At 69.5% G+C, this 22,131-nt stretch carries 19 protein-coding genes; 7 read left to right on the top strand and 12 right to left on the bottom strand.

All coding sequences use genetic code 11. The features are described from left to right. Positions 1-120: 120 nt before the first annotated feature. Positions 121-1,032: a pseudouridine-5'-phosphate glycosidase gene (locus AB0I53_RS03065; protein WP_358595533.1), complete on the bottom strand. Its 912-nt coding sequence runs from the start codon at positions 1,030-1,032 to the stop codon at positions 121-123. 98 nt (positions 1,033-1,130) lie between these two features. Here AB0I53_RS03065 and ileS point away from each other — a divergent pair, with 98 nt between their 5' ends. Beyond that, on the top strand, positions 1,131-4,271 hold the full coding sequence (gene ileS, locus AB0I53_RS03060; protein ID WP_358595530.1) for an isoleucine--tRNA ligase: 3,141 nt from the start codon (positions 1,131-1,133) through the stop codon (positions 4,269-4,271). 90 nt (positions 4,272-4,361) lie between these two features. On the opposite strand, the gene AB0I53_RS03055 is transcribed toward ileS, so the two are convergent. The 3 genes from AB0I53_RS03055 to AB0I53_RS03045 all read right to left on the bottom strand — a co-directional run bounded on the left by AB0I53_RS03055 (position 4,362) and on the right by AB0I53_RS03045 (position 7,883). Beyond that, a complete protein-coding gene (locus AB0I53_RS03055) occupies positions 4,362-5,150 on the bottom strand; it encodes a serine protease (RefSeq protein WP_358595527.1) in 789 nt (262 codons plus the stop codon). An 818-nt stretch (positions 5,151-5,968) separates the two neighbouring features. Next, complete coding sequence (locus AB0I53_RS03050) at positions 5,969-6,628, bottom strand: response regulator transcription factor (protein ID WP_358595525.1); 660 nt, start codon at positions 6,626-6,628, stop codon at positions 5,969-5,971. Then, positions 6,621-7,883, bottom strand: a complete 1,263-nt coding sequence (locus AB0I53_RS03045) for a histidine kinase (RefSeq protein ID WP_358595521.1) — start codon at positions 7,881-7,883, stop codon at positions 6,621-6,623. The genes AB0I53_RS03050 and AB0I53_RS03045 overlap by 8 nt, the downstream gene beginning before the upstream one ends. Before the next feature lie 195 nt (positions 7,884-8,078). Here AB0I53_RS03045 and AB0I53_RS03040 point away from each other — a divergent pair, with 195 nt between their 5' ends. The 3 genes from AB0I53_RS03040 to AB0I53_RS03030 all read left to right on the top strand — a co-directional run bounded on the left by AB0I53_RS03040 (position 8,079) and on the right by AB0I53_RS03030 (position 11,754). Then, positions 8,079-9,551, top strand: coding sequence for a glycosyltransferase family 39 protein (locus AB0I53_RS03040; RefSeq protein WP_358595519.1), 1,473 nt, complete (start codon positions 8,079-8,081; stop codon positions 9,549-9,551). A gap of 104 nt (positions 9,552-9,655) precedes the next feature. Further along, the gene (locus tag AB0I53_RS03035) at positions 9,656-10,171 is read left to right on the top strand and encodes a PH domain-containing protein (protein WP_358595516.1); all 516 of its coding nucleotides are present in this window, start codon (positions 9,656-9,658) and stop codon (positions 10,169-10,171) included. Then, positions 10,168-11,754, top strand: coding sequence for a PH domain-containing protein (locus tag AB0I53_RS03030; protein WP_358595514.1), 1,587 nt, complete (start codon positions 10,168-10,170; stop codon positions 11,752-11,754). Before AB0I53_RS03035 ends, AB0I53_RS03030 begins: the two co-directional genes overlap by 4 nt. Before the next feature lie 63 nt (positions 11,755-11,817). On the opposite strand, the gene AB0I53_RS03025 is transcribed toward AB0I53_RS03030, so the two are convergent. From AB0I53_RS03025 to AB0I53_RS03015, 3 genes are all read right to left on the bottom strand, one after another. Further along, entirely contained in the window at positions 11,818-12,009 is a 192-nt protein-coding gene (locus tag AB0I53_RS03025; RefSeq protein WP_358595512.1) for a DUF397 domain-containing protein, read from the bottom strand. Further along, positions 12,010-12,858, bottom strand: coding sequence for a helix-turn-helix transcriptional regulator (locus tag AB0I53_RS03020; protein WP_358595510.1), 849 nt, complete (start codon positions 12,856-12,858; stop codon positions 12,010-12,012). It abuts the gene before it with no gap. 227 nt (positions 12,859-13,085) lie between these two features. Next, positions 13,086-14,819 carry a pyruvate dehydrogenase gene (locus AB0I53_RS03015; protein WP_358595508.1) on the bottom strand — a complete coding sequence of 578 codons (1,734 nt, stop codon included), beginning with the start codon at positions 14,817-14,819 and terminating at the stop codon, positions 13,086-13,088. A gap of 185 nt (positions 14,820-15,004) precedes the next feature. Between AB0I53_RS03015 and AB0I53_RS03010 the strand changes: the two genes are divergently transcribed. Beyond that, complete coding sequence (locus AB0I53_RS03010) at positions 15,005-15,172, top strand: hypothetical protein (RefSeq protein WP_358595506.1); 168 nt, start codon at positions 15,005-15,007, stop codon at positions 15,170-15,172. Between the two features lie 54 nt (positions 15,173-15,226). Then, on the top strand, positions 15,227-15,700 hold the full coding sequence (gene bcp, locus AB0I53_RS03005) for a thioredoxin-dependent thiol peroxidase (RefSeq protein WP_358595503.1): 474 nt from the start codon (positions 15,227-15,229) through the stop codon (positions 15,698-15,700). Between the two features lie 222 nt (positions 15,701-15,922). On the opposite strand, the gene AB0I53_RS03000 is transcribed toward bcp, so the two are convergent. Continuing rightward, positions 15,923-16,681, bottom strand: coding sequence for a sulfite exporter TauE/SafE family protein (locus AB0I53_RS03000; protein WP_358595500.1), 759 nt, complete (start codon positions 16,679-16,681; stop codon positions 15,923-15,925). 153 nt (positions 16,682-16,834) lie between these two features. Here AB0I53_RS03000 and AB0I53_RS02995 point away from each other — a divergent pair, with 153 nt between their 5' ends. Continuing rightward, a complete protein-coding gene (locus AB0I53_RS02995; RefSeq protein WP_358595497.1) occupies positions 16,835-18,262 on the top strand; it encodes a carotenoid oxygenase family protein in 1,428 nt (475 codons plus the stop codon). 96 nt (positions 18,263-18,358) lie between these two features. Here the strand turns inward: AB0I53_RS02995 and AB0I53_RS02990 are convergent, their stop codons facing one another. From AB0I53_RS02990 to rph, 4 genes are all read right to left on the bottom strand, one after another. After that, a complete protein-coding gene (locus AB0I53_RS02990; protein ID WP_358595685.1) occupies positions 18,359-19,057 on the bottom strand; it encodes an MOSC N-terminal beta barrel domain-containing protein in 699 nt (232 codons plus the stop codon). A gap of 28 nt (positions 19,058-19,085) precedes the next feature. Continuing rightward, complete coding sequence (locus AB0I53_RS02985; RefSeq protein ID WP_358595494.1) at positions 19,086-20,210, bottom strand: Ig-like domain-containing protein; 1,125 nt, start codon at positions 20,208-20,210, stop codon at positions 19,086-19,088. 518 nt (positions 20,211-20,728) lie between these two features. After that, positions 20,729-21,334, bottom strand: a complete 606-nt coding sequence (gene rdgB, locus AB0I53_RS02980) for an RdgB/HAM1 family non-canonical purine NTP pyrophosphatase (RefSeq protein WP_358595492.1) — start codon at positions 21,332-21,334, stop codon at positions 20,729-20,731. Further along, positions 21,331-22,086, bottom strand: a complete 756-nt coding sequence (rph, locus tag AB0I53_RS02975; RefSeq protein WP_358595489.1) for a ribonuclease PH — start codon at positions 22,084-22,086, stop codon at positions 21,331-21,333. Before rph ends, rdgB begins: the two co-directional genes overlap by 4 nt. Between the last annotated feature and the right edge of the window lie 45 nt (positions 22,087-22,131).

The raw sequence follows: 22,131 nt of genomic DNA, 5'->3' as shown, positions 1-22,131 counted from the left end.
TCTCCTCCCCGCCTTCGCGTCCGCACCTCGCCGCGATCACCGTTAAGCGGGTGCCCGGCGGGCCGGTCTCGAACTGGCTGCACGAAAGACTCACGGCCCCGTGACCAGCTGAAACGCCAGCTAATCCGCCCCGGTCAGGGCGGTGGCGATGTCGGTGGCCAGCGCGATGTTGTTCCGGTAGACCGCGATGTTGACCGCCAGGCTGCGCCCGCCGGTGGCGCTGCGGATCCGGTCCAGCAGGAACGGCGTGATGTCGTGGCCGCCGACGCCCTGCCGCCGGGCGTCCTCCCACGCCTCGGCCAGCGCCCGTTCGTGCAGGCCCGGGTCGAGCTGCTCGTCCGCCGGAACCGGGTTCGCCACCAGCACAGCAGAGCGCAAGCCCAGCTCGTCCCGGGCCGCCACCACCGCCGCGACTTCCTCCGGCGTGTCGGCCGAATACTCGATCTCGTGGCCGGAATCGGCGACGTAGAAGCCGGGGAAGCGCAACGTCCGGTAGCCGAGCACCGGGATGTTCAGCGTCTCCAGCCGTTCCAGCGTGGCGGCAACGTCCAAAATGGACTTCACCCCGGCGCTGACCACCACCAGCGGCGTGCCGGCCAGGGTCACCAGGTCGGCCGATTCGTCGAAGCTCGTCGTCGCGCCGTGGTGCACTCCGCCGAGCCCGCCGGTGGCGAACACGCGGATACCCGCGCGGTGCGCCAAGAACGACGTCGCCGCGACGGTGGTCCCGGCGTTGCGGCGCTTCGCCGCCGCGACCGGCAGGTCCCGAACGCTCGCCTTCACCGCGGCGCGGTCGTCGGCCAGCCGGTCGAGCTGCGCGCCGGTCAGGCCCACCGTCGCGACTCCGTCGACGACGCCGATCGTCGCGGGCACCGCTCCGGCCGCGCGGATCTGCCGCTCGGCGGCCCGGGCCACCTCGCCGTTTTCCGGGCGCGGCAGCCCGTGGGTGATGATCGTCGACTCCAGCGCCACGACCGGGCGGCCCTCGGCGACTGCCTGCCGGACCTCGTCGGACACCACCGGCAGCGACATCGCATCCTCCAGCCGTCTCGCGAGGACAACGCCGACGCGGTGCGCCGCGCGGGGAATTTCCCCCGGTCCGCGACCGGGGAAGATGTGAGCATATAGGGATGCAGCAGCCGGATACGCCGTTTCGGCCGGTCGCGCCCGCGATCGAGCTGCCGGCCATGGAGCGGCACATCATCGAGTGGTGGCGCGCCCGCGAGGTGTTCGAGCGCAGCCTCGCCCAGTCCGCCGGCGGTCCGCGCTGGGTGTTCTACGAGGGCCCGCCGACGGCCAACGGGATGCCCGGCACGCACCACGTCGAGGCGCGGGCGTTCAAGGACGTCTTCCCGCGGTTCAAGACGATGAAGGGCTGCTCCGTGCCGCGCCGCGCGGGCTGGGACTGCCACGGGCTGCCGGTGGAGCTGGCCGTCGAGCAGGAGCTCGGCATCAGCGGCAAGCCGGACATCGAGCGCATCGGCGTCGCCGAGTTCAACGCCCGCTGCCGGGAGTCGGTGCAGCGCTACGTCGGCGAGTTCGAGGCGGTGACGAGGCGGATGGGCTACTGGATCGACCTGTCCGAGGCCTACTGGACGATGTCGCCGGGCTACGTGGACAGCGTGTGGTGGGCGCTGAAGCAGATCTTCGCCGCCGGCCTGCTGGTCGAGGACTACCGGGTGGCTCCGTACTGCCCGCGCGACGAGACGACGCTGTCCGACCACGAGGTGGCGCAGGGCTACGAGAACGTGCACGACCCGTCGGTCTACGTGCGGTTCCCCGTCGACGGCCCGATCGCCGGGCACCACGACGTCGACCTGCTGATCTGGACGACCACGCCGTGGACGCTGGTTTCCAACACCGCGGTCGCGGTGCACCCGGCGGTCGACTACCAGGTGGTGCGTACCGTGCGCGGCACCGTCGTGGTGGCCGAGCCGCTGGTCGAGGCGGTGCTCGGCGCGGACGGCGAGGTGCTCGCGACGCTGCCGGGCGCCGAGCTGGCCGGGCTGCGGTACCGGCGGCCGTTCGACCTGGTCGACATCCCGGACGCGCACCGCGTGGTGCTCGCCGAGTACGTGTCCACGGAGGACGGCACCGGCCTGGTGCACCAGGCGCCCGCCTTCGGCGCCGACGACCTGGCCGTCTGCCGCGAGAACGACCTGCCGGTGGTGAACCCGATCGCCGGCAACGGCCGGTTCGCCGCCGATGTCCCGCTGGTCGGCGGAATGTTCTTCAAGGACGCCGACGCGGTGCTGGTCGAAGATCTCCAGCACCGCGATTTGCTGTTCCACTACAGCACTTTCGAGCACCCGTACCCGCACTGCTGGCGCTGCCACACGCCGCTGATGTACTACGCGCAGCTCTCCTGGTACATCCGCACCACGGCGATCCGGGAAGCGCTGCAGCGGGAGAACGAGCGCACGAACTGGTTCCCGGCGAACGTCAAGCACGGCCGCTACGGGAACTGGCTGGACAACAACGTCGACTGGGCGCTGTCGCGCAGCCGCTACTGGGGCACGCCGCTGCCGCTGTGGCGGTGCCCGGAAGGTCACGTCACGGCGATCGGATCCCGCGCCGAGCTGGGCGGGCTGACCGGCCAGGACTTCACCGACCTCGATCCGCACCGGCCGTACCTGGACGAGATCGAGTTCCCCTGCCCGACCTGCCGGCGCTCGGCGGCGCGGGTGCCCGAGGTCGTCGACGCGTGGTTCGACTCGGGCTCGATGCCCTTCGCGCAGCTCGGCTACCCGCACGCACCCGGCAGCGTCGCGGAGCTGGCGAGGACATATCCGGCGCAGTACATCTGCGAGGCGATCGATCAGACCCGCGGCTGGTTCTACACCCTGATGGCGGTCGGGACGCTGCTGTTCGACCGCTCCGCGTACGAGAACGTCGTGTGCCTGGGGCACATCATGGCCGAGGACGGCCGGAAGATGAGCAAGCACCTCGGCAACGTGCTGGAGCCGCTGCCGCTGATGGAGGCGCACGGCGCCGACGCCCTGCGGTGGTTCATGCTCTGCACGGGTTCGCCCTGGTCGGCGCGGCGGGTGGGGCACGGGCCGCTGCAGGAGATCGTCCGCAAGGTGCTCATGACGTACTGGAACACCGCGTCGTTCTTCAGCCGCTACGCCTCGCTCGTCGACTGGATCCCGGCGGACGCCGATCCGCCCGCAGAGCGCCCGATCCTGGATCGCTGGGTGCTCGCGCGGGTCAACCTGCTCGCCGAGCAGGTCGACGCTCGGCTGGAGGACTACGACACCGCGGGCGCCGGGCGGGCGCTGGCGGAGTTCGTCGACGACCTGTCGAACTGGTACGTCCGCCGCTCGCGGCAGCGCTTCTGGGACGGCGACGGCAACGCCCTGCGCACGCTGTACGACTGCCTGGACGTGCTGACCAGGCTGCTCGCGCCGTTCGTGCCGTTCATCACCGAGCAGGTGTGGCAGGACATCATCCGCCCGGGCAGGCCGGGCGCGCCGGAGTCGGTGCACCTCGCCACCTGGCCGGAACCGGATCTCGCGCTGGTCGAGGCCGCCCTGCTGTCCGAAGTGGACGTCGAGCGCCGGCTCGCCGAGGCGGGCCGCGCCGCGCGCAAGAGCAGCGGCATCAAGGTGCGTCAGCCGCTCGGCCGCGCGCTGGTCAGCGCCACGTTGCCGGCGGAACTGCTCGCCGACCTCGCCGACGAGCTCAACGTGCGGCGCATCGAACCGCTCGGCAGCGCCGCGGGCGAGGTGCTGGACGTGTCGGTGAAGCCGAACTTCCGCGCCCTGGGCAAGCGGTTCGGCAACCGCACCCAGCAGGCCGCGGCGGCGGTCGGCTCCGCCGATCCGGCTGCCCTGGCCCGGGAGCTGCGCGCGACGGGCCGGGCCACGATCGAAGTCGACGGGCGGGCGGAGCCGCTCACCGGCGAAGACGTGATCATCAGCGAGGTGCCGCGCACCGGCTGGGTGGTGGAATCGCAGCGTGAGGTGACCATCGCACTGGACACCGCGATCACCCCGGATCTCAGGCGCGCGGGGCTGGCCCGCGAGGCGATCCGCTTCGTGCAGGACTGCCGCAAGCGGGACGGGCTCGACATCGCCGACCGGATCGCGTTGCGCTGGCGGGCGACCGGCGAGCTGCGCGAGGCTCTGCAGGCGCACGCCGAGGAGATCGCCGCCGCCGTCCTGGCCGTCGAGATCGGCGAAACCCCCGCTCCCGCCGGGGATTTCGCCGAACACTCCGATGCCGAGCTCGGCCTGTCGGTCTGGCTGCGCAAGATCACCGCGCAGTAGAAAGCCGCGGGTGGCGCACCACCCGCGGCTTTCTACTTCTGGTCGTGAGTCGTGATGGCCTGTCAGCCAGCACCGCTCACGGCATCGGGGTCAGGAACCGATCTGCGCCGCGATGTCGTCGTGGTAGGCGCCGACGCGGGCGTACACGCCGGGCTTGCCCGGGCGGGCGCAGCCCTCGCCCCACGACGTGACGCCGATCAGCTTGTTGTCCACGACCATCGGGCCGCCCGAGTCACCCTGGCAGGTGTCCACGCCGCCTTCCGGCACGCCGGCGCACACCATGGCGTCCTTGTTGTACTCGCCGTACGCGCCGCTGCAGGTCTCGTCCGAGACCACCGGCACGGTGGCCTTCTGCAGGTTGTCGGCCTGCTGGCCGCCCTCGGTGGTGTTGCCCCAGCCCAGGATCGTCGCCTGGCTGTCCGGCGCGTAGCCCGGGTCGTCGGCCGTGGCCAGCTCGATGGGCGCCTCCTGCACCGGCGCTTCGAGGGTGAGCACCGAGACGTCGAAGCCCTGCGCGGCGTCCTGGTACTCGGGGTGCACCCAGACGTTGGTCACCTTCGAGACGGTGCCCTCGTCCGAGGAGATCACGGTGCGGCCGCTGACCACGTTGATGTCGGTCGGCTGCGAGCCGACGGTGCAGTGCGCGGCGGTGAGGACCTTGTCCGGGGCGACCAGCGAGCCGCCGCAGAACTGCTGGCCGTCCGGGGTCACCAGCGCGACGGTGAACGGGTGGTCGGCGATGTTGGCGTCTTCGCCGCCGACGATGAACGGGCTGACGTCCGACGGCTGCGCTTGCGCGACGGAGGCCGTGGTCAGACCGGCGACGGCGATCGCTGCGACTCCGGCGAACCGGGCCAGGCGACGTGGGGCATCGACCATCGTTGTACTCCTTGTCCCAAGGGTCGCTTGCGAATCCTGCCCGGCGGCCTGCCTTCCGCCGGGCCGTTACGCACAGCGACGAACTTGATCGAAACGATATCGGCGCCCCGCCTACCGGGAAAGCCTCCGAATTTGCCGTTTTAACCAGTCCGCGCAACCACTTTCCACAGTTCGGAGCCCGAACGGCCTACACCGCGGGGTGCCGCGCGTCAACCTGCTCGACCACTTTTTCCTTGCCACCGAAGCGGATTCACCACGATCCGGCACGAACGCAGCGCGAACTCCCGCCGCCAATCAGACGAACGGTTCGCGAATCCCTTGGAATGCTCGACTTTCCGGCGCCCGGAGCGCGCAGCGACTGGAAATGTCCCCGGTGCACCCCGATTTGCACCGGGGACACCCCAACCTCGGCCGGACCCCTCCGACCGGTGTTCGCCATCGATCCCCGAACCGACGGCAGGCGCGTTCCGAGGCCCCGACCGCCTCGATCGGAACGTGCCACGTCTGGTTTACCTAATTCCCGGTGGAATATTCCAGAGCCAATCGGGGGAGCCCAACAGGTTGATCGTTGAACCTCTCGGCGTAACGCCCGCGACCACCTCGGATGACCTACCGCTGGCTTTGAAGCGGCGCAGCCGCTTAGCCCACCCTCGCAACCGGCACCGCCGCGGGTTCTCAGACGGTGCCTAGCGAGGACAGCCCCGACGCCGCGTATTGGACATACATAAGTCGGGGATCCCACAGCCAGGCGGCGTCTGTAACTCCCGCAGGGGGGCCGCCACCCGCACCGCCAGGCAAAACGAGTTTGGAAACAATCTCTACCGCGGCACCAGGCCCGCGTCGTAGGCGAGCAGCCCGGCCTGCAGCCGGTTCGCGCAGGACAGCTTCACCAGCATCCGCGACACGTAGCTCTTCACCGTCGCCTCCGACAGGAACAGCCGCTCGGCGATCTGCGCGTTGGACAGCCCCTGCCCCAGGCAGGTGAGCACCTCGATCTCGCGGTCGGTGAGGTCCCGCGCCAGCTCCACCGCCCGCTGCCGGCTGCTCTGCTCCTCCCCGGACGCCGCGAGCAGCCGCTTCTTCGCCTCCTGCGAGAGCACGGTGTGCCCGTCGGCGGCGACCCGCACCAGCCCGATCAGATCCTCCGGCGGCGTCGACTTGACCAGGAATCCCGCCGCCCCGGCCCGCAACGCGCGCAGCACGTACTTGTCGGCGTCGAAGGTCGTCAGAGCCACCACGGCCGGCGGATCGGGCAGCTTGCAGATGCGCTCGATCCCGGTCAGCCCGTCCACGCCGGGCATCCGCAGATCCATCAGCACCACGTGCGGCCGGTGCCGCACCACGCACTCGACGGCCGCCGCGCCGTCCTGCGCGTCGTCGACGACCTCGATGTCCTCGGCCGAACCGAGGATGGTGCGCAGGTGCGCGCAGACCATCGGCTCGTCGTCCACCACGACGACACGGATGGGATCACTCATCGCCGACCGCCTCCCCAGTGGGCACGTACGCAGGGAGTATCACATCCACCTCGAAGCCGCCGTCGGCGCCAGGTCGGGCGTGGAACGTGCCACCGACCAGCTCCACCCGCTGCTGCAGCCCCAGCAGGCCGGATCCAGATCCGCTGCCCGCCAGGTCTTCCGCGGCGCGGCCCGTCGGCTCGGTGTTGCGGATGACCAGCCGCAGCCGGTCGTCGCTGTAGAGCACGTGCACGCTCACCCGCGAACCGAACGCGTGCTTGTGGACGTTCGTCAGCGCCTCCTGCACCACTCGGTAAGCGGTCCGCCCGACGGCCGCCGAAACCATCGCCGGATCACCGTCCACAGTGAACTCAACGGGCACCCCGACCGCCTCGGACCGCCCGATCAGCTCCGACAGATCCGGCACCTCGGTCGGCGGGGCCGCGGTAGGGAGGCCGTCGTCGTCGGTCGAGCCGCGCCGCAGCACGCCGACGAGATCCCGCAGTTCCTCCAACGCCTCGCAGCCACTGGTGCGCAGCTCCTCGGCGGCCTGCCTGATCTCCGGATCCTTGGCGGCCACACCCAGCGCACCGGCCTGCAGCACCATGAGGCTGACCCGGTGCGTGACCACGTCGTGCATCTCGGTGGCCAGCCGCGTCCGCTCGTCCGCCCGGGCCTGCTCGGCGAGCAGCTCCTGCTCGTACTCGGCCCGCTCGACGCGTTCCCGCAACGCCTGCACGAGGCGGCGGCGCGCACCGATGTAGAGCCCCAGGACGGCTGGGAAGATCGTCCAGATCACCGAGACGACCAAGAGTTCGCGGAAGTTCGGGTCCCACGGCCGCATCGCGAGCACGGTGACGATGGCGACCATGTCCCAGGCGATGAACTGCTTGGTGCGGCCCTGCGTGTAGGCCGCGACGGCGTAGATGATCCACGGCGTCAGGCCCGGGACCCACGGATCGCCGTGCTGGTTGATCCCCAGCAGCGGCCCCGGTCCGAACTCGATCAGCAGCACCTGCGCGATCGAGAGCACCGTGTTGACGGCCATGATCGTCACCGGGAAGCGTCGCCGGACCAGCAACGATATGGCCAGCAGGGTCATCAGCAGGTCGTTCGCCCACAGCCCGCCGATCCAGTCGTACACCTCGGGCGGGGTGTCCGACGGGTAGAGGGCTTCGAGGACGCGGCCGAGCAGGTGCAACCCGATCACGAGGCACACGTCGAACGCGGCCTCGCGCTTGGAGTTCCACAACAGCCGCCACAACGGGCGCTTCACGTGGAACACGTTAGTTAACCGGATGTTCGGGATCGGCGAGGAACCCACTCGCGACGGCCAGACGTAGACGAAAGTTGCACCCGCCTCCGGGAGCCGCAACTTTCGGTCGATCGAAGCGCTACGAAGCGCAGTGTCGGCGAGATGATCAACCCGGCTTCAATGGATTCACAATCCAGTCGAGACCTGGGGGAAATGATGAGCGCCCAGCTGCTCAGCCCGCAACCACCACCGCCGACCCGAACCGAGATACCGCCGCTCGCGAAGGGGCCGGTGTACACCATCGCGGGTCTCGCCGCGGCCGCCCAGCTGGCGTTCAGCCCGTTCGGCGGCTACTGGATCGACGAGGTCTACATGCTCGCGGCCGGGAAGTACCACCCGGACTGGGGCTACGTCGACCAGCCGCCGTTGGCGCCGCTGATCGCGGCGGCGATGGACTGGATCGCCCCGGGGATGCTGCCGGTGCTCCGGCTGCCCGCGGTGCTCGCGACCGCCGCGATCGTCGTGCTGACCGCGATGCTGGCCCGCGAGTTCGGCGGCGACCGGCGGGCCCAGGCGGTGGCCGGCGCGGCCGGAGCCACCGGCCTGTGGACCGTGCTGGTCGGGCACTGGGTCACGCCATACACCTTCGAACCGCTGCTGTGGCTCGTGCTCACGTGGTGCTTGGTGCGCTGGGTCCGGCTGCGCGACCTGGGCCGGCCGGATGATCGACTGCTGCTGCTGTTCGGCGTGGCGCTCGGCATCAACATGCAGATGAAGTTCCAGGTCGCGATCCTGTGCGTGGCGTTGCTGATCAGCGTGCTCCTGGTCGGCCCGCGGGACATCCTGCGCCGCCCGATGTTCTGGGGCGGCGTCGGCATCGCGGCGCTGATCGCCCTGCCGACGGTGCTCTGGCAGGCGTTCAACGGCTGGCCGCAGCTGCAGATGGGCGCGATCGTCGCGGACGAGTCGCCGATACTCTCCGGTGGCCGCGGCGGCACCGCCGTGAACCTCGTGCTCTTCGCCGGTGTCGCCGGCACCGCGCTGTTCCTGTTCGGACTGTGGCGGCTCATGCGCTCCCCCGAGCTGCGGTCGTACCGGTTCTTCGCCATCGCGACCGTGCTGCTGTACGTCTTCTTCATCGCAACGGCCGCGCGGCCGTACTACCTGATCGGTCTCTACGGCGTGTCGATCGCCGCCGGAGCCGTCGGGTTCCAGCGGCGCCGGGAATCCCGGCGGACCCGATTCGGCTGGACGGCTTGGCCGGCCTTCGCGCTGTCGGGCGCGGCGGCGGGCTACATGATGTGGGCGTCCACGACCATGACCCAGATGTTCGGGACGGCGGACGCGGATTCGCTGGCCCGCGACGCCTCCGCCGCGTACACGGCGCTGCCGCCGGAACAGCAGCAGCACACCGCGATCCTCGGCGACAGCTACATCGTCGCCGCGATGCTCGAAGTCGGTGGCGCGCAACACGAACTGCCGCAGGTCTACAGCCCGCACCGCGGCTACGGCTACTTCCCGCCGCCGACCGAGGAGATCGACTCCGTGCTCGTCGTCGGCGACCCGACCGATCTGCGGACGCGGTTCTCCGACGTCCGTCAGTTGACCGACGGCGAAATTCCGATCTGGCTCTGCACCGGCAAACTCGGCGCCTGGACGGAAATCTGGCCGCAGCTCAAGTCGCTGTGAGCCTGCCGCACCGCACCGGTTTCCCGGCCGGTACCGGCCGGCCGGGAAACCCGCGAGGCGCTGCGACAATGGCCGCACCAAGGCGAGACAGAGAGGGGCCGACAGTGGCCGCCCGAACCAACACGAACTCCGCCGGGCTCCGGCTCCGGCCACCGCGCAACCGGGTCGAACGCCGCGCCATCGGCTGGTGGACGACGCAGGCCCTGGTCTTCGTCGCCCCGCTGCTGATCGCGCTGGCGGTCACGGCGGTGTTCATCCCACCGGCGCGGTTCTGGCTGCTCCTCGCGCTCGTCGTGGTCGCCGTGCTCGGCGTGCCCTACGTGCTGGTGATGCCGCAATGGCGGTACCGCGTGCACCGCTGGGAAACCACCGAGGACGCCGTCTACACGGCCGAGGGCTGGCTGAGCCAGGAATGGCGCATCGCGCCGATGTCCCGCATCCAGACGGTGGACACCGTGCGCGGCCCGCTGCAGCAGCTGTTCAACCTGTCCAGCGTCACGGTCACCACGGCGTCCGCGGCCGGCCCGCTGACGATCGCCGGCCTCGACCGGGACGTCGCGGCGTCGCTCGTCGAGCACCTGACGGCCACCACGCAGGCCACTCCGGGAGATGCCACATGAGCAGCGTCATCGACGGGCAGTGGCGGCGTCTGGATCCGAAGACCATCGCGGCGGCCGCCGTCCTGGTGCTGGCGCCGCTGGTGCCGACCGCGGGGATCATGTTCCTGTCGGACGCCAAGCCCGGAACCCTGCTGGTCACCGCGCTGATCTGGGGCGGCATCGCGGTGCTGATCTCCGGGTACACCGCGGCGGACTGGTGGCTCACCTGGTACCGGATCACCGAGGAGCGCTTCGAGCTGCGCCACGGCGTCCTGACCCGTAACCACCGCTGGATCCCGCGCGAGCGGATCCGCAGCGTCGACCTCACGGCGGATCCGAGCCACCGGCTGTTCCGGGTCACCACGGTCAAGGTCGGCACCGGTGGCCAGGCCAGCGATGCCAGCGAGCTCAAGCTCGACGCGATCTCCCGCCACCACGCCGAATCCCTGCGCCAGGAACTGCTGTTCGGCAGTTCGTCCACTTCGGACACTGCACCGTACCGCGAGCCGGCCACCGAGCCGGCCATCGCGGCGGGCACCGCGGCGGGCACCGCGGCGGGCAGCACCTCCGGCAGCACCGCGGCGAGCGCCGGGATCGGCGAGACCACGCTCGCCCGCCTCAACCCCGCGTGGTTCCGCTTCTCCGCGCTGACCGTGTCGTTCATGCTGATCGTCTGGGGCGCGATCGCCTCGGCCGTCGGGTCGTTCAAAGAACTGCTGGCGAATTTCGGCGTCTTCGACAGCATCGCGCACGCCGTGCTGGCGTCGTCGCTGTGGCTGGTCATCGGGGCCACGGCCGCCATCGCGCTGGTCGTGGGCGTGCTCGGTGCCATCGTTCTGTCCGTGGAGATGTGGTGGGGCTTCCGGCTGACCCGGGAGCGGGGCGACACGCTGCGGGTGAAGCGCGGGTTGCTCACCACCCGGTCGGTCTCGCTGGAGGAACGCCGCCTGCGTGGCGTCGAACTGGCGGAGCCGCTGCTGCTGCGCTGGGCCCGCGGCGCGCGGCTGCACGCCGTTGCCACCGGGTTGAACCAGAAGCAGGAAGAACACCAGCCGGACAACAAGACCCTGCTGCCGCCGGCTCCCCGCGCGGAGGCGCACCGGGTGGCGACCGAGGCCCTGCGGGAGCGGGAGTCGCCCTTCCGCGGCGAACTGCGCCGGCACCCGCGAGCCGCGCTGCGGCGGCGCATCACCTGGGCTCTCGTTTCGGCCGTGCCGTTCATCGCGGCGGCCGTGGTGGCCGCGGTGTTCGGCTGGTTGCCGGTCGCGGCGACCGTGGCCGTGGGGGTGGTCACGGTCGCGGTGGCGGTCGGTTTCGCGCTCGACGCCTACCGCAACCTCGGCCACGAGATCACCGATCGCTACCTGATCGCCCGCTCCGGCACCGGGATTCGCCGCACTGTCGCCCTGCAACGCGAGGGGATCATCGGCTGGCGCATCAACCGGACCGTGTTCCAGCGGCGCTCGGATCTGTTGACCATCGGTGCGACGACAGCAGCCGGGAACAGCGTCTACGAGGTGCACGACGTGAGCACCGAGGCGGGCCTGCGGCTGGCGGAGGAGGCGGTCCCGGGGCTGCTCGCGCCGTTCCTGCAACGGGGCTGACCTGCCGGGCGCCTGTCCGGTGGATGGTGGCTCCGCTCTCCCCGGGAGCGGAGCCACTGCTGGTCAGGAGTCGAAGCTGCCGTGCTTCAGGCCGCGCACGAACTCGTTCCAGCGCTGTACCGCGACGGTTATCTGGCCGGCGGCACGGTTCTTCGTGTCGCGAACTCCGACGAAGTCGGAACCGAAGCCGACTTCGACGCACTGGCCCTGGCCCTGGGTCCGGGTGCTCGTGCGCCAGCCGGTGATGCTTGCCATCTACAGCTCTCCTATACGTTGTTGAAGGAGTTGAATGGAACCTTCAGGATCTATCGCATGCGCCCGTAAATGGTCCATCATCATCACGTAGTTCGATAGCTCGATCTCCCTTTCGAGGTAAAGCCCGCCCACATGGGTTTCCAGATAAACCACGTCCGGGTCAATTTGATTCGGGTAGCGCAGGATGACGAACGGCCCGGCCTGGGCGGGATGGGCACCGGCGTCCAGCGGCATGACCTGCAGCGTCACGTGCGGCATTTCCACCAGCTTGAGCACGTGTTCCAGCTGGCGGCGCAGCACTCCGTTGCCACCGACGCAGCGCCGCAACGCCGCTTCTCCGACGACCGCCCACAGCTCCAGCGGGTTCGCACCGACGACCCGCTGCTGGCGCTGTATTCGCAGATCGACTCTTCGGATAATTTCCGAATCATCCGCTCGAATGAGCGTCGCCTTGGTCAGCGCATACGCGTATTCGCGCGTTTGGAGCAATCCCGGAATGGCCTCGGACTCGTAGGTGTGAATTGAAGATGCTTCGGCTTCCAGCCCTACGTAGGTCTCGTACCACTCCGGCAGCACATCGCTGTAGGAATGCCACCAACCGTGTTTCCTGGCATCTCGCGCCAGGTTGATCAGCTGGTCCCGCTCGGCCCTGTCCACCCCGTAGAAGTCCAGCAGTGCCGAGACATCGCCGACAGAAGGCGACCGCTTGGCGGTTTCGAAGCGCCCGATCTTGGCCTGCGTGCAGCCGAGGTGGGTGGCGGCCTGCTGCTGGGTGACCTCGGCTTGCGCCCGCAGCCGCCGCAATTCCGCGGCCAGGCGACGACGGCGCACCGTGGGACTGACTGTCATGATCCCCATACTCCACGCATCCCCACATTGCGTCACCACCCCATCACCCTTACGACATAAGTGTCACCGGCATATTCCGGTGATTGCGCCGAATGGGCGTCACCCGGATTGCGGCTCGCCAGGCTCCCGTTTGCCGTGGCAGGCAAAAGCGAATCCGCGCGGCACAACGCAGCGGCGCCCCGCCCTGGCTCGCAGGACGGGGCGCCGCTCGGTCGCGGAACGGCGGCTTACGGCCGCGGCACGTTGCGCAGGTTGCTGCGCGCGAGCTGCACCATCTTGCCCACGCCGCCGGAGAGAACCGTGCGGCTGACCGCGAGCGCGAACCCCTTCACCTGATCACCGGTGATCCGCGGCGGGATCGACAGCGCGTTGGGATCGGTCACCACGTCCACCAGCGCCGGCCCCGGTCGGCCCAACGCGTCGGCCAGCGCGTCGCGCACCTCGCCTGGCTTCTCCACCCGCACCGAGTACATCCCGGCGGCGGCCGCCAGCGCGGCGAAGTCGACGTGCTCGTGATCGGTGCCGAAGTCGGGCAGCCCGTCGACCAGCATCTCCAGCTTCACCATGCCCAGCGAGGAGTTGTTGAAGACCACGACCTTCACCGGCAGCCGGTGGGTGCGCAGCGTCAGCAGGTCGCCGAGCAGCATGGAAAGCCCGCCGTCGCCGGACATCGAGATCACCTGGCGCCGCGGCTCGGCGATCTGCACGCCGATGGCCTGCGGCAGCGCGTTGGCCATCGAACCGTGCACGAAGGAACCGAGCACCCGCCGCCGGCCGTTCGGCGTGATGTAGCGGGCCGCCCACACGTTGCACATCCCGGTGTCCACTGTGAACACCGCGTCGTCGGCGGCGAGGTCGTCGAGGACGTCGGCGACGTACTCCGGGTGGATCGGCACCTGCGTCTCGACGTTCCGCGTGTAGGCGTCGACGACGCGCTCCAGCTGGCCGGCGTGCTCGCGCAGCATCCGGTCCAGGAAGGACCGGTCCGCCTTCTGCGAAACGCGCGGCAGGACGGCGCGGATGGTCTCCGCGACGTCGCCGTGCACGGCGAGGTCCAGCACCGTGCGCCGCCCGAGGTGCGCGGGTTCGATGTCGACCTGCACGGTGTGGGCCTGCGGCAGGAAGTTGTCGTACGGGAAGTCGGTGCCCAGCAGCACGACCAGGTCCGCGCGGTGCATCGCGTCGTAGCAGGCGCCGTAGCCGAGCAGCCCGCTCATCCCGACGTCGAAGGGGTTGTCGTACTGGATCCACTCCTTGCCCCGCAGCGCATGCCCGACCGGCGCGTTCAGCCGCCCGGCGAGTTCCATGACCTCCTGGTGCGCGCCACGGGTTCCCGAACCGCAGAACAACATCGGCCGCTCCGCCGCATTCAGCTTCTCCGCCAGCGCGGCCACCTGGTCCCCGGACGGCACCACCACCGGCGGCTCGCACTCGACGATGCCCTGGCCGGTGGGCCGGGCGGCCGGCTTCTGCGCGACATCGCCCGGCAGCACCAGCACCGAGACGCCGCGCCGGCCGGACGCGGTCTGGATCGCGGTGCGCAGCAGGCGCGGCATCTGCTCGGGCTGCGAGAGCAGCTCGCAGAAGTGGCTGCACTCGTTGAACAACTCCTCGGGATGGGTCTCCTGGAAGAACCCGGTCCCGATCTGCTCGGACGGGATGTGCGAGGCGAGCGCCAGCACCGGCGCGCCGCTGCGGTGCGCGTCGAACAGGCCGTTGATCAGGTGCAGGTTGCCCGGCCCGCAGCTGCCCGCGCACACCGCCAGCCGCCCGGTCAGCTGCGCTTCGGCACCGGCGGCGAACGCTGCGGCCTCCTCGTGGCGCACGTGCACCCACTCGATGCCTTCGGTGCGGCGGACCGCGTCTACCACCGGGTTGAGGCTGTCCCCGACGATGCCGTAGATCCGGCGCACGCCGGCCTGCACGAGCACTTCGATGAACTGGTCGGCGACGGTGGGCATGGTGATCCTCCGGCGATCGGTGAGGCGGGCCACCCACCCGTCTACGCGGGGTGTTCGCGACCCGCAACTCGAAACCGGCGATAGCCCTTCCGGGGGACGCCGGTAACGAACCGGGCGGCGGAGTCGATCTGCAACACGTCGACAACGAAATCGTCGAAATCCCCTGCCACCGGAAGGAAATCGCGGTGTCCGTCCGCCTGTACACCACCTGCGCGCTGGCCCTGACCGTCTCGGCGGTCGCCGGACTGCTCGTCGGCGGACTCATCGCGACAGCGGACCGCGTCCCCGCCCAACCGCAGATCACCCAGGTCTCGCAGCTGATCCCGGCCACCGGCGAGCTCCCGCGCGAGTGATCGTCGCTTCACCGCCCCACGAGCCGGTCGGGCGCATCGGCTAGCGTCGGGAGCATGAGCGAACAGAATCGACTCTCGACCGGCGACAAGGCACCCGAATTCGCGCTGCAGGACGCCGACGGCAACACCGTGTCCCTGAACGACTACCGGGGCCGTTCCGTGGTGGTCTACTTCTACCCGGCGGCGAGCACGCCCGGCTGCACCAAGGAGGCCTGCGACTTCCGGGACAGCCTGGCGGTGCTCAACGACGCGGGCTTCGACGTCCTCGGGGTCTCCCCGGACCAGCCGGCAAAGCTGGCGAAGTTCCGCGACGAGGAGGGCCTGACCTTCCCGCTGCTGTCGGACGCGGACAAGTCCGTGATGACGGCGTGGGGCGCGTTCGGCGAGAAGCAGAACTACGGCAAGACGGTGCAGGGCGTGATCCGGTCGACCTTCGTGGTGGACGCGGAGGGCAAGATCGCCAAGGCGCTGTACAACGTGAAGGCCACTGGCCACGTGGACCGGCTCCGCAAGGATCTCGGAGTCTGACCGTTGGGCACCGACCCGGCCGGTGCCCCTCCCATTTCGCCTTCCAATTTTGCCTGAAATGGGGCAGCCCACCCCGGCGCCCACGTGACCAAGAGGGCCTCGTCCTGATCGGCGGGGCTCCGATTTTGCCTAAGAACTGGGCAGCCGCGCTGGCCCCCACGAGGGCCTCGCCCCGGTTGGTGGGGTTCCGATTTTGCCTGAAATCGGGCGTTCTCCCGCCCGTCAGTCGAGGGCCATGTAGATCGCCACTCCGGCTGCGATCACCACCACCAGGTAGCGCAGCAGGTTCGACGGGAGCTTCTGGGCCAGCTTCCCGCCGACGAAGCCGCCGAGCACCGTGGTGGGCACCAGCATCAGCACCGCGATCCAGTCCACCGGCGCGATCAGCGCGTAGACGACCAGCGTCACGGCGCTGCCGATCATGCCCAGCCAGCTCTTCAGCGCGTTGAGCCGGCGCATGCTGTCGGTGGCGGCCAGCACCAGGATCGCGATCAGGATGACGCTGCGCGCGCCGCCGAAGTAGCCGCCGTAGATCGAGGCCAGGAAGATTCCCACCGTCAGCAGCACGGTGCGGTCCGGGGCGTCCTCGCCGGGCGTGCCCAGCCACTTGCGGATGGTGTTCTGGAACGCCATCAGCACGGCGGACAGCCCCACCAGCGCGGGCACCACGGCGTCGAACACCTTGCCCGGCAGGACCATCAGCAGCACGCAGCCCAGCGCCGATCCGACAGCCGCGGCCACCGTGGTCAGCCACAGCCGCCGCGGCGTGCCGGTGAGGTCCTTGCGCTGGCTGATCGCGGCCCCGACGAATCCGGGGCCCTGCGCCACCGAGTTGGTCACGTTGGCCACCAGCGGCGACATCCCGGTCGCCAGCAGGGCCGGGAAGACCAGCAGGGAGCCGCCTCCGGCCACGGCGTTGATCGCGCCGGACAGGAAGCCGACGACGACGAGCAGCGCCAGTTCGAGCCAATCCGTGAACACGACTTCTGAAGTTAGCTTCTGGAACGACTCAAGTTCACACCGGGGCGAGCGGCATCACACCGCGATCCCGCCCGACGGGACGATTGCCCCGCCTCGGGAACACCACTACCGTTTCATAACCTCGTTATGAAACCTCGCAGAAGGGTATTCGCCGTGAGCAACCCGTTCACGCAGGGCAACTACGCACCGGTCCGGCAGGAGCGCACCTGCACCGATCTGACCGTCGTCGGCGAGATCCCCGACCACCTGGACGGCCGCTACCTGCGCAACGGCCCCAACCCGATCTCCGAAATCGACCCCGACACCTACAACTGGTTCATGGGCGACGGGATGGTGCACGGCATCCGGCTCCGCGACGGGAAGGCCGAGTGGTACCGCAACCGCTGGGTCCGCTCCCCCGCCGCCACCAAAGCGCTCGGCGAACCACCGCGCCCGCGCAATCCCCGCGCCGGGCTGGACGTCCTCGGTGCGAACACCAACGTCATCGGCCACGCCGGGCGCACGCTCGCCCTGGTCGAGGGCGGGGCGACGAACTACGAGCTGACCGACGAACTGGACACGGTCGGCCCGTGCGACTTCGACGGCACGCTGCCGGGCGGCTACACCGCGCATCCCAAGCGCGATCCGGAAACCGGCGAACTGCACGCGGTGTCGTACTTCTTCGGCCGTGGCAACACGGTGCAGTACTCGGTGATCGGGGCGGACGGGCGCGCCCGGCGCACGGTCGACGTGGCCGTGTCCGGCAGCCCGATGATGCACGACTTCTCGCTGACCGAGAACTACGTGGTGCTCTACGACCTGCCGGTGAGCTTCGACGCGCGCCAGGCGGTCGAGGGCACCGTTCCGGCGTGGCTGCGCCGCCCGGCCCAGCTGGTGGTGTCGGCGCTGATCGGCCGGGTCCGGGTGCCGGACCCGATCACCGCGCGGATGGGCAGCTTCGTCCCGGCGAACCGGTCGTTCCCGTACCGCTGGAATCCGCGCTATCCGGCGCGGATCGGCGTGCTGCCGCGACGCGGCGGCGCACGCGACGTCCGCTGGTTCGACGTCGGGCCGTGCTACGTCTTCCACCCGCTGAACGCCTACGAGACCGAAACCGGCCTGGTCCTGGAGATCGTGCGGCACGCGAAGGTCTTCGACTCGAACCTGCACGGCCCCACCGAAGGAGCCCCGACGCTGGACCGCTGGACGGTGGACTTCAAGACCGGCCGCGTCCGGGAGGAGCGCCTCGACGACCGCGAGCAGGAGTTCCCGCGGGTGGACGAGCGGCTGGTCGGCAAGCGCCACCGCTACGGCTACTCAGTCGGCGGAGACACCCTGTTCAAGCACGACATGACGACCGGGAAGACGGAAACCCGCAGTTTCGGCAGGGAAAACCAGGTCGGCGAGTTCGTCTTCGAACCGAGAACCCCGGAAGCGGCGGAAGACGACGGAGTCCTGATGGGCCTGCGCTACTCGGCGACGGAGGAACGCAGCGACCTACTGCTGCTGGACGCGGAAACCCTGGAAACGGTGGCAGAAGTCCAACTCCCGGACCGGGTCCCCAACGGCTTCCACGGCAACTGGGTCCCATCGAGCTCGTGAGTGATCGTTTCCGGTTCTTACCGGAAACGATCACTCACGACACCCGACCAGCACATTCGCCCCAGCACATTCGCCCCAGTGCGATCGCGGCACGCGTCAGAGGAGTACGACGGCGTCCCCGACCTGCACCGACCCCGGGGTCGCGACCGTCGCCAGCGCATCCAGGCGGGTGTCGTGCGCCTTGGCGATGGCTCGCAGCACCATCGATGAGTGCGGCAGATCCTGTTGGGCCTCGTTGATCATCACGCACCGCTCGCTCGATCGCACGAACTCGACGCACAGGCCGCTCCCGATCCGCGCCTTGCTCCCGAACCACTCGTCCTCCACGAAGGGAGGGGTGCCCGGCGGCGTGCGAACCAGGAGATTCGGCCGGAACCGCCGCTCGTCGACCGGAACATCGGGGACGACCGAGCGCACCCAGCCGAGGGTGGCGGTGGTCAGGACGCTCAGCGGGAGCTGGTCGAAGTGGGAGATGGCTCCCTCGCGCGCCACTTCGACATCGTCCCGGCCGAGGTAGTCGCGAACGTAGGCCGTCGGGTCCGCAACGGCCACGCCGCGCGGGTCCAGCAGTTCCGGCTCGTCGGCGTCGTCCAGGTAGCGAGAACGCAGCTCCAGCAGGCCGGGCATCCGCCGGAAGCGACGGGTGCTCTTCCCCGAACCGAACTTGCCCTCGGCGTCGCGCACCGCGAAAAGCCGGTCCCCGCGAAGACCTCGCGCATCGACGTCGACCCGGTGCAGCGGCTCACCGCCGGTCGACTTGATCGGGTACCGCCAGATCCGCTCGACCACTCCCATCACCCGGACGAGGCTACCGACGCCGCCGCTAGTGGAGGGCACTGCCGGCCTGCCACTGGTCCCAGGACAACGACCAGTCGCCGTAGGTGTCCCACACCGGCAGCGCCGGGCCGCCGGAGTTGGTGATCTCGACGACGTCGCCGAGCCCGAAGTGGTCGAAGAACCACTGCGCGTTTGCCTGGTCGAGGTTGATGCAACCGTGCGAGACGTTGGAGCTGCCCTGCTGGGCGACGCTGGCCGGGTTCTCGTGCACGAACTCGCCGTCGTTGGAGATGCGTTCGGCGAAGAACTCGTCGGACCGGTAAGCCTTCGGGTCGGGCGGGCACACGCCGTAGGTGCAGGAGTCCATCGTGTACTTCTGCTGCTTGTCCGAGATCACGTGCGCACCGAGGTGGGTCGGAGTGATGTCCTTGCCCATGCTGATGGGCATCGTGTTGACGAGCTGACCGTTGTGGAAGACCTGCATCTGCTCGGTGTTGCCGTCGGCCTTCGCGATCCAGGAATCGTGCACCGCGAAGTCGATGCTGCGGTCGGTTTCCCCGTACACACCGCCGCCGAGGTCGACGCCGTAGAGGTTGATCTTCAGCGAGACCTTCGTGCCCGGCTTCCAGTAGTTCTGCGGCCGGTAGTGCACTTCCTTGTCGGAAAGCCAGTACCAGCCGCCAGGCTGGCCGGGAGTGCTGCTGATCTGCAGCGCCTTCTCCGCGGCGGCGTGGTCGGTGATGGCGTGGTCGAACCGGACGACGATGGGCTGCCCGACACCCACGTCGTGGGTGGAAGGCGCCGGGACGACGCTCGGGTACGCCTGCGCCTTGGGGGCGAGCGTGTGGATCGACTTGTGCTCGGTGGTGGTCTTCCCGTCGCCGTCGACGACCGTCGCGGTCACGTCGTAGGCCTTGTCGTAGGCGAGCACTTCGGTGGTGCGCCAGTCGGTCTGGCCGTCGGCCATCTGCCCGGAGACCTGCTTGCCGTCGGGATTGGTCACGGTGACGGCCGTGAGCCTGCCGTTCTGAACCCGAACCTCGATTGGCGTGGTCGGGTTCACCTGGTCGCCACCGGCGGCCGTGATGTCGACCACCGGCGCGAGCTTCGGAGGCGGCACAGCACCCTGCCCACCACCTCCGGCCGGAGAGCAGCCGGAGACTCCGACCAACGTCCCGAGAACAAGACCTACAACAAAGACCCGAAAACGGGCAAATTCCCGCTGTCGAATACCACGGCTCATTTTCCCAGCCTACTCAGAAGACCGGTTTCCCCGCCGTCGGCGAATCACGCGGCACAACAGAGCAAGAACAACGAGATGTCGCATCGACGCAATTAATCCGAATTCAGCGGAATTGCCCCGTATTCAATCACGGAATGTTCCGGCACTACGACCATTCGTCACACCCCGCGCACACCACAGCCTCCGGCGAGCCCCTGCCCTGGCAATGACTCATCTCAATTGACCAGCACATTTGTCCGAAACCGGCCGAAACCGGCGATTCCCAGGAAGATCGGCCTTGCCTGTGAGCCAGGCAGCGATCAAGTGCCGGTGTCACGGTTGTCGATCAGCTTCCCTTCTCCCAGCCGAGAAGTTCCGTCGTGTGCACCGAACCCCTGAAATGAAGAGCGCCTTTGACCGACGATGCCGGCCAAAGGCGCTCATTCGTAACGCTGTGGGTGTCTGGTTCAGCCCGCGAGTTCGCGCAGCGCCGGGAGCAGGAGTCGCAGTGCCCGGCCTCGGTGGGAGTCCGCGTCCTTTTCCTCCGGCGAAAGCTCCGCGCTGGTCCGGGTTTCTCCTTCTGGGACGAAGATCGGGTCGTAGCCGAAGCCGTTGGCTCCGCGCTCCGCGCGGATCACCTTGCCTCGCCATTCGCCGCGCACCACGGTTTCCTTGCCGTCCGGCAGCACCAGCGCCGACGCCGACACGAACGCCGCTCCTCGGCGCTCGTCCGGGACGTCCGCGAGCTGGCCCAGCAGGAGGTCCAGGTTCGCCTGGTCGTCTCCGTGCTTGCCCGACCAGCGGGCCGACAGGACTCCCGGCATCCCGTTGAGCGCGTCGACCGCGATGCCCGAATCGTCCGCGATCGCCGGCAGGCCGGTGGCCTTCGCCGCGTCCGCGGCCTTGGCGACCGCGTTCTCCTCGAACGTCGCGCCGGTTTCCGGAGCCTCCGGGAACTCCGGGACGTCGGCCAGGCCGATGACCTCCACACCCGTCACGCCCTCGGCGACCAGGATTCGGCGCAGCTCCACCAGCTTCTTCTGGTTCCGCGTGGCCAGCAGCACTCGCGTCATGCCGCGCTCCCCGGGAGTTCGCCCGGGTAGGGCTCGGCCAGCGCCGCCGACTGGAGCTGGGCCAGCTTGGCGCAGCCGTCCAGCGCGAAGTCGATCATCTTGTCCATCGTGGACCGCGTGTAGGTGGCGCCCTCGCCGGTGCCCTGCACCTCCACCAGGGTGCCGTGGTCGGTGGCCACCACGTTCATGTCCACCTCGGCGCGGGAGTCCTCCTCGTAGGGCAGGTCCAGCCGCACCCGGCCGTCCACCACACCGACGCTCACCGCCGCGACCGAGCAGGACAGCGGCTTCGGGTCGGACAGGCGACCGGCCGCGCCCAGCCACGTCACCGCGTCGGCCAGCGCCACGTAGGCGCCGGTGATCGCGGCGGTGCGGGTGCCGCCGTCGGCCTGGATCACGTCGCAGTCCAGCGTGATGGTGTTCTCGCCGAGCGCCGCCATGTCGATGCAAGCCCGCAACGAGCGGCCAACCAACCGGCTGATCTCGTGCGTGCGGCCGCCGATGCGGCCCTTCACCGACTCGCGGGCGCTGCGGGTGTTCGTCGACGACGGCAGCATCGCGTACTCGGCGGTCACCCAGCCGAGTCCGGAGCCGGTCCGCCAGCGCGGGACGCCCTCCTGGACGCTGGCCGCGCACAACACCCGGGTCTTGCCGAATTCCACCAGCACCGAACCGGCCGGCCAGTCCTGGTATCCGCGCGTGATCCGCACCTCTCGGAGCTGGTCATCGCTCCGCCCATCCGCTCGTGCCACGCCCCCAACCCTAAGCCCGCCCTGCAGCGGACCCGTCGCGGGTGC

The sequence above is a fragment of the Saccharopolyspora sp. NPDC050389 genome, assembly GCF_040655595.1.
Lineage (GTDB): Bacteria > Actinomycetota > Actinomycetes > Mycobacteriales > Pseudonocardiaceae > Saccharopolyspora.
The sequence above is the reverse complement of the archived record's forward strand: the minus strand, read 5'-3'. Positions and strand labels throughout refer to the sequence as shown.

Coding starts and splice junctions, on each gene's coding strand:
- AB0I53_RS03065 (WP_358595533.1), bottom strand. CDS start 1,032: ATGTCGCTGCCGGTGGTGTCCGACGAGGTCCGGCAGGCAGTCGCCGAG.
- ileS (WP_358595530.1), top strand. CDS start 1,131: ATGCAGCAGCCGGATACGCCGTTTCGGCCGGTCGCGCCCGCGATCGAG.
- AB0I53_RS03055 (WP_358595527.1), bottom strand. CDS start 5,150: ATGGTCGATGCCCCACGTCGCCTGGCCCGGTTCGCCGGAGTCGCAGCG.
- AB0I53_RS03050 (WP_358595525.1), bottom strand. CDS start 6,628: ATGAGTGATCCCATCCGTGTCGTCGTGGTGGACGACGAGCCGATGGTC.
- AB0I53_RS03040 (WP_358595519.1), top strand. CDS start 8,079: ATGAGCGCCCAGCTGCTCAGCCCGCAACCACCACCGCCGACCCGAACC.
- AB0I53_RS03030 (WP_358595514.1), top strand. CDS start 10,168: ATGAGCAGCGTCATCGACGGGCAGTGGCGGCGTCTGGATCCGAAGACC.
- AB0I53_RS03025 (WP_358595512.1), bottom strand. CDS start 12,009: ATGGCAAGCATCACCGGCTGGCGCACGAGCACCCGGACCCAGGGCCAG.
- AB0I53_RS03020 (WP_358595510.1), bottom strand. CDS start 12,858: ATGACAGTCAGTCCCACGGTGCGCCGTCGTCGCCTGGCCGCGGAATTG.
- AB0I53_RS03015 (WP_358595508.1), bottom strand. CDS start 14,819: ATGCCCACCGTCGCCGACCAGTTCATCGAAGTGCTCGTGCAGGCCGGC.
- bcp (WP_358595503.1), top strand. CDS start 15,227: ATGAGCGAACAGAATCGACTCTCGACCGGCGACAAGGCACCCGAATTC.
- AB0I53_RS02990 (WP_358595685.1), bottom strand. CDS start 19,057: ATGGGAGTGGTCGAGCGGATCTGGCGGTACCCGATCAAGTCGACCGGC.
- rdgB (WP_358595492.1), bottom strand. CDS start 21,334: ATGACGCGAGTGCTGCTGGCCACGCGGAACCAGAAGAAGCTGGTGGAG.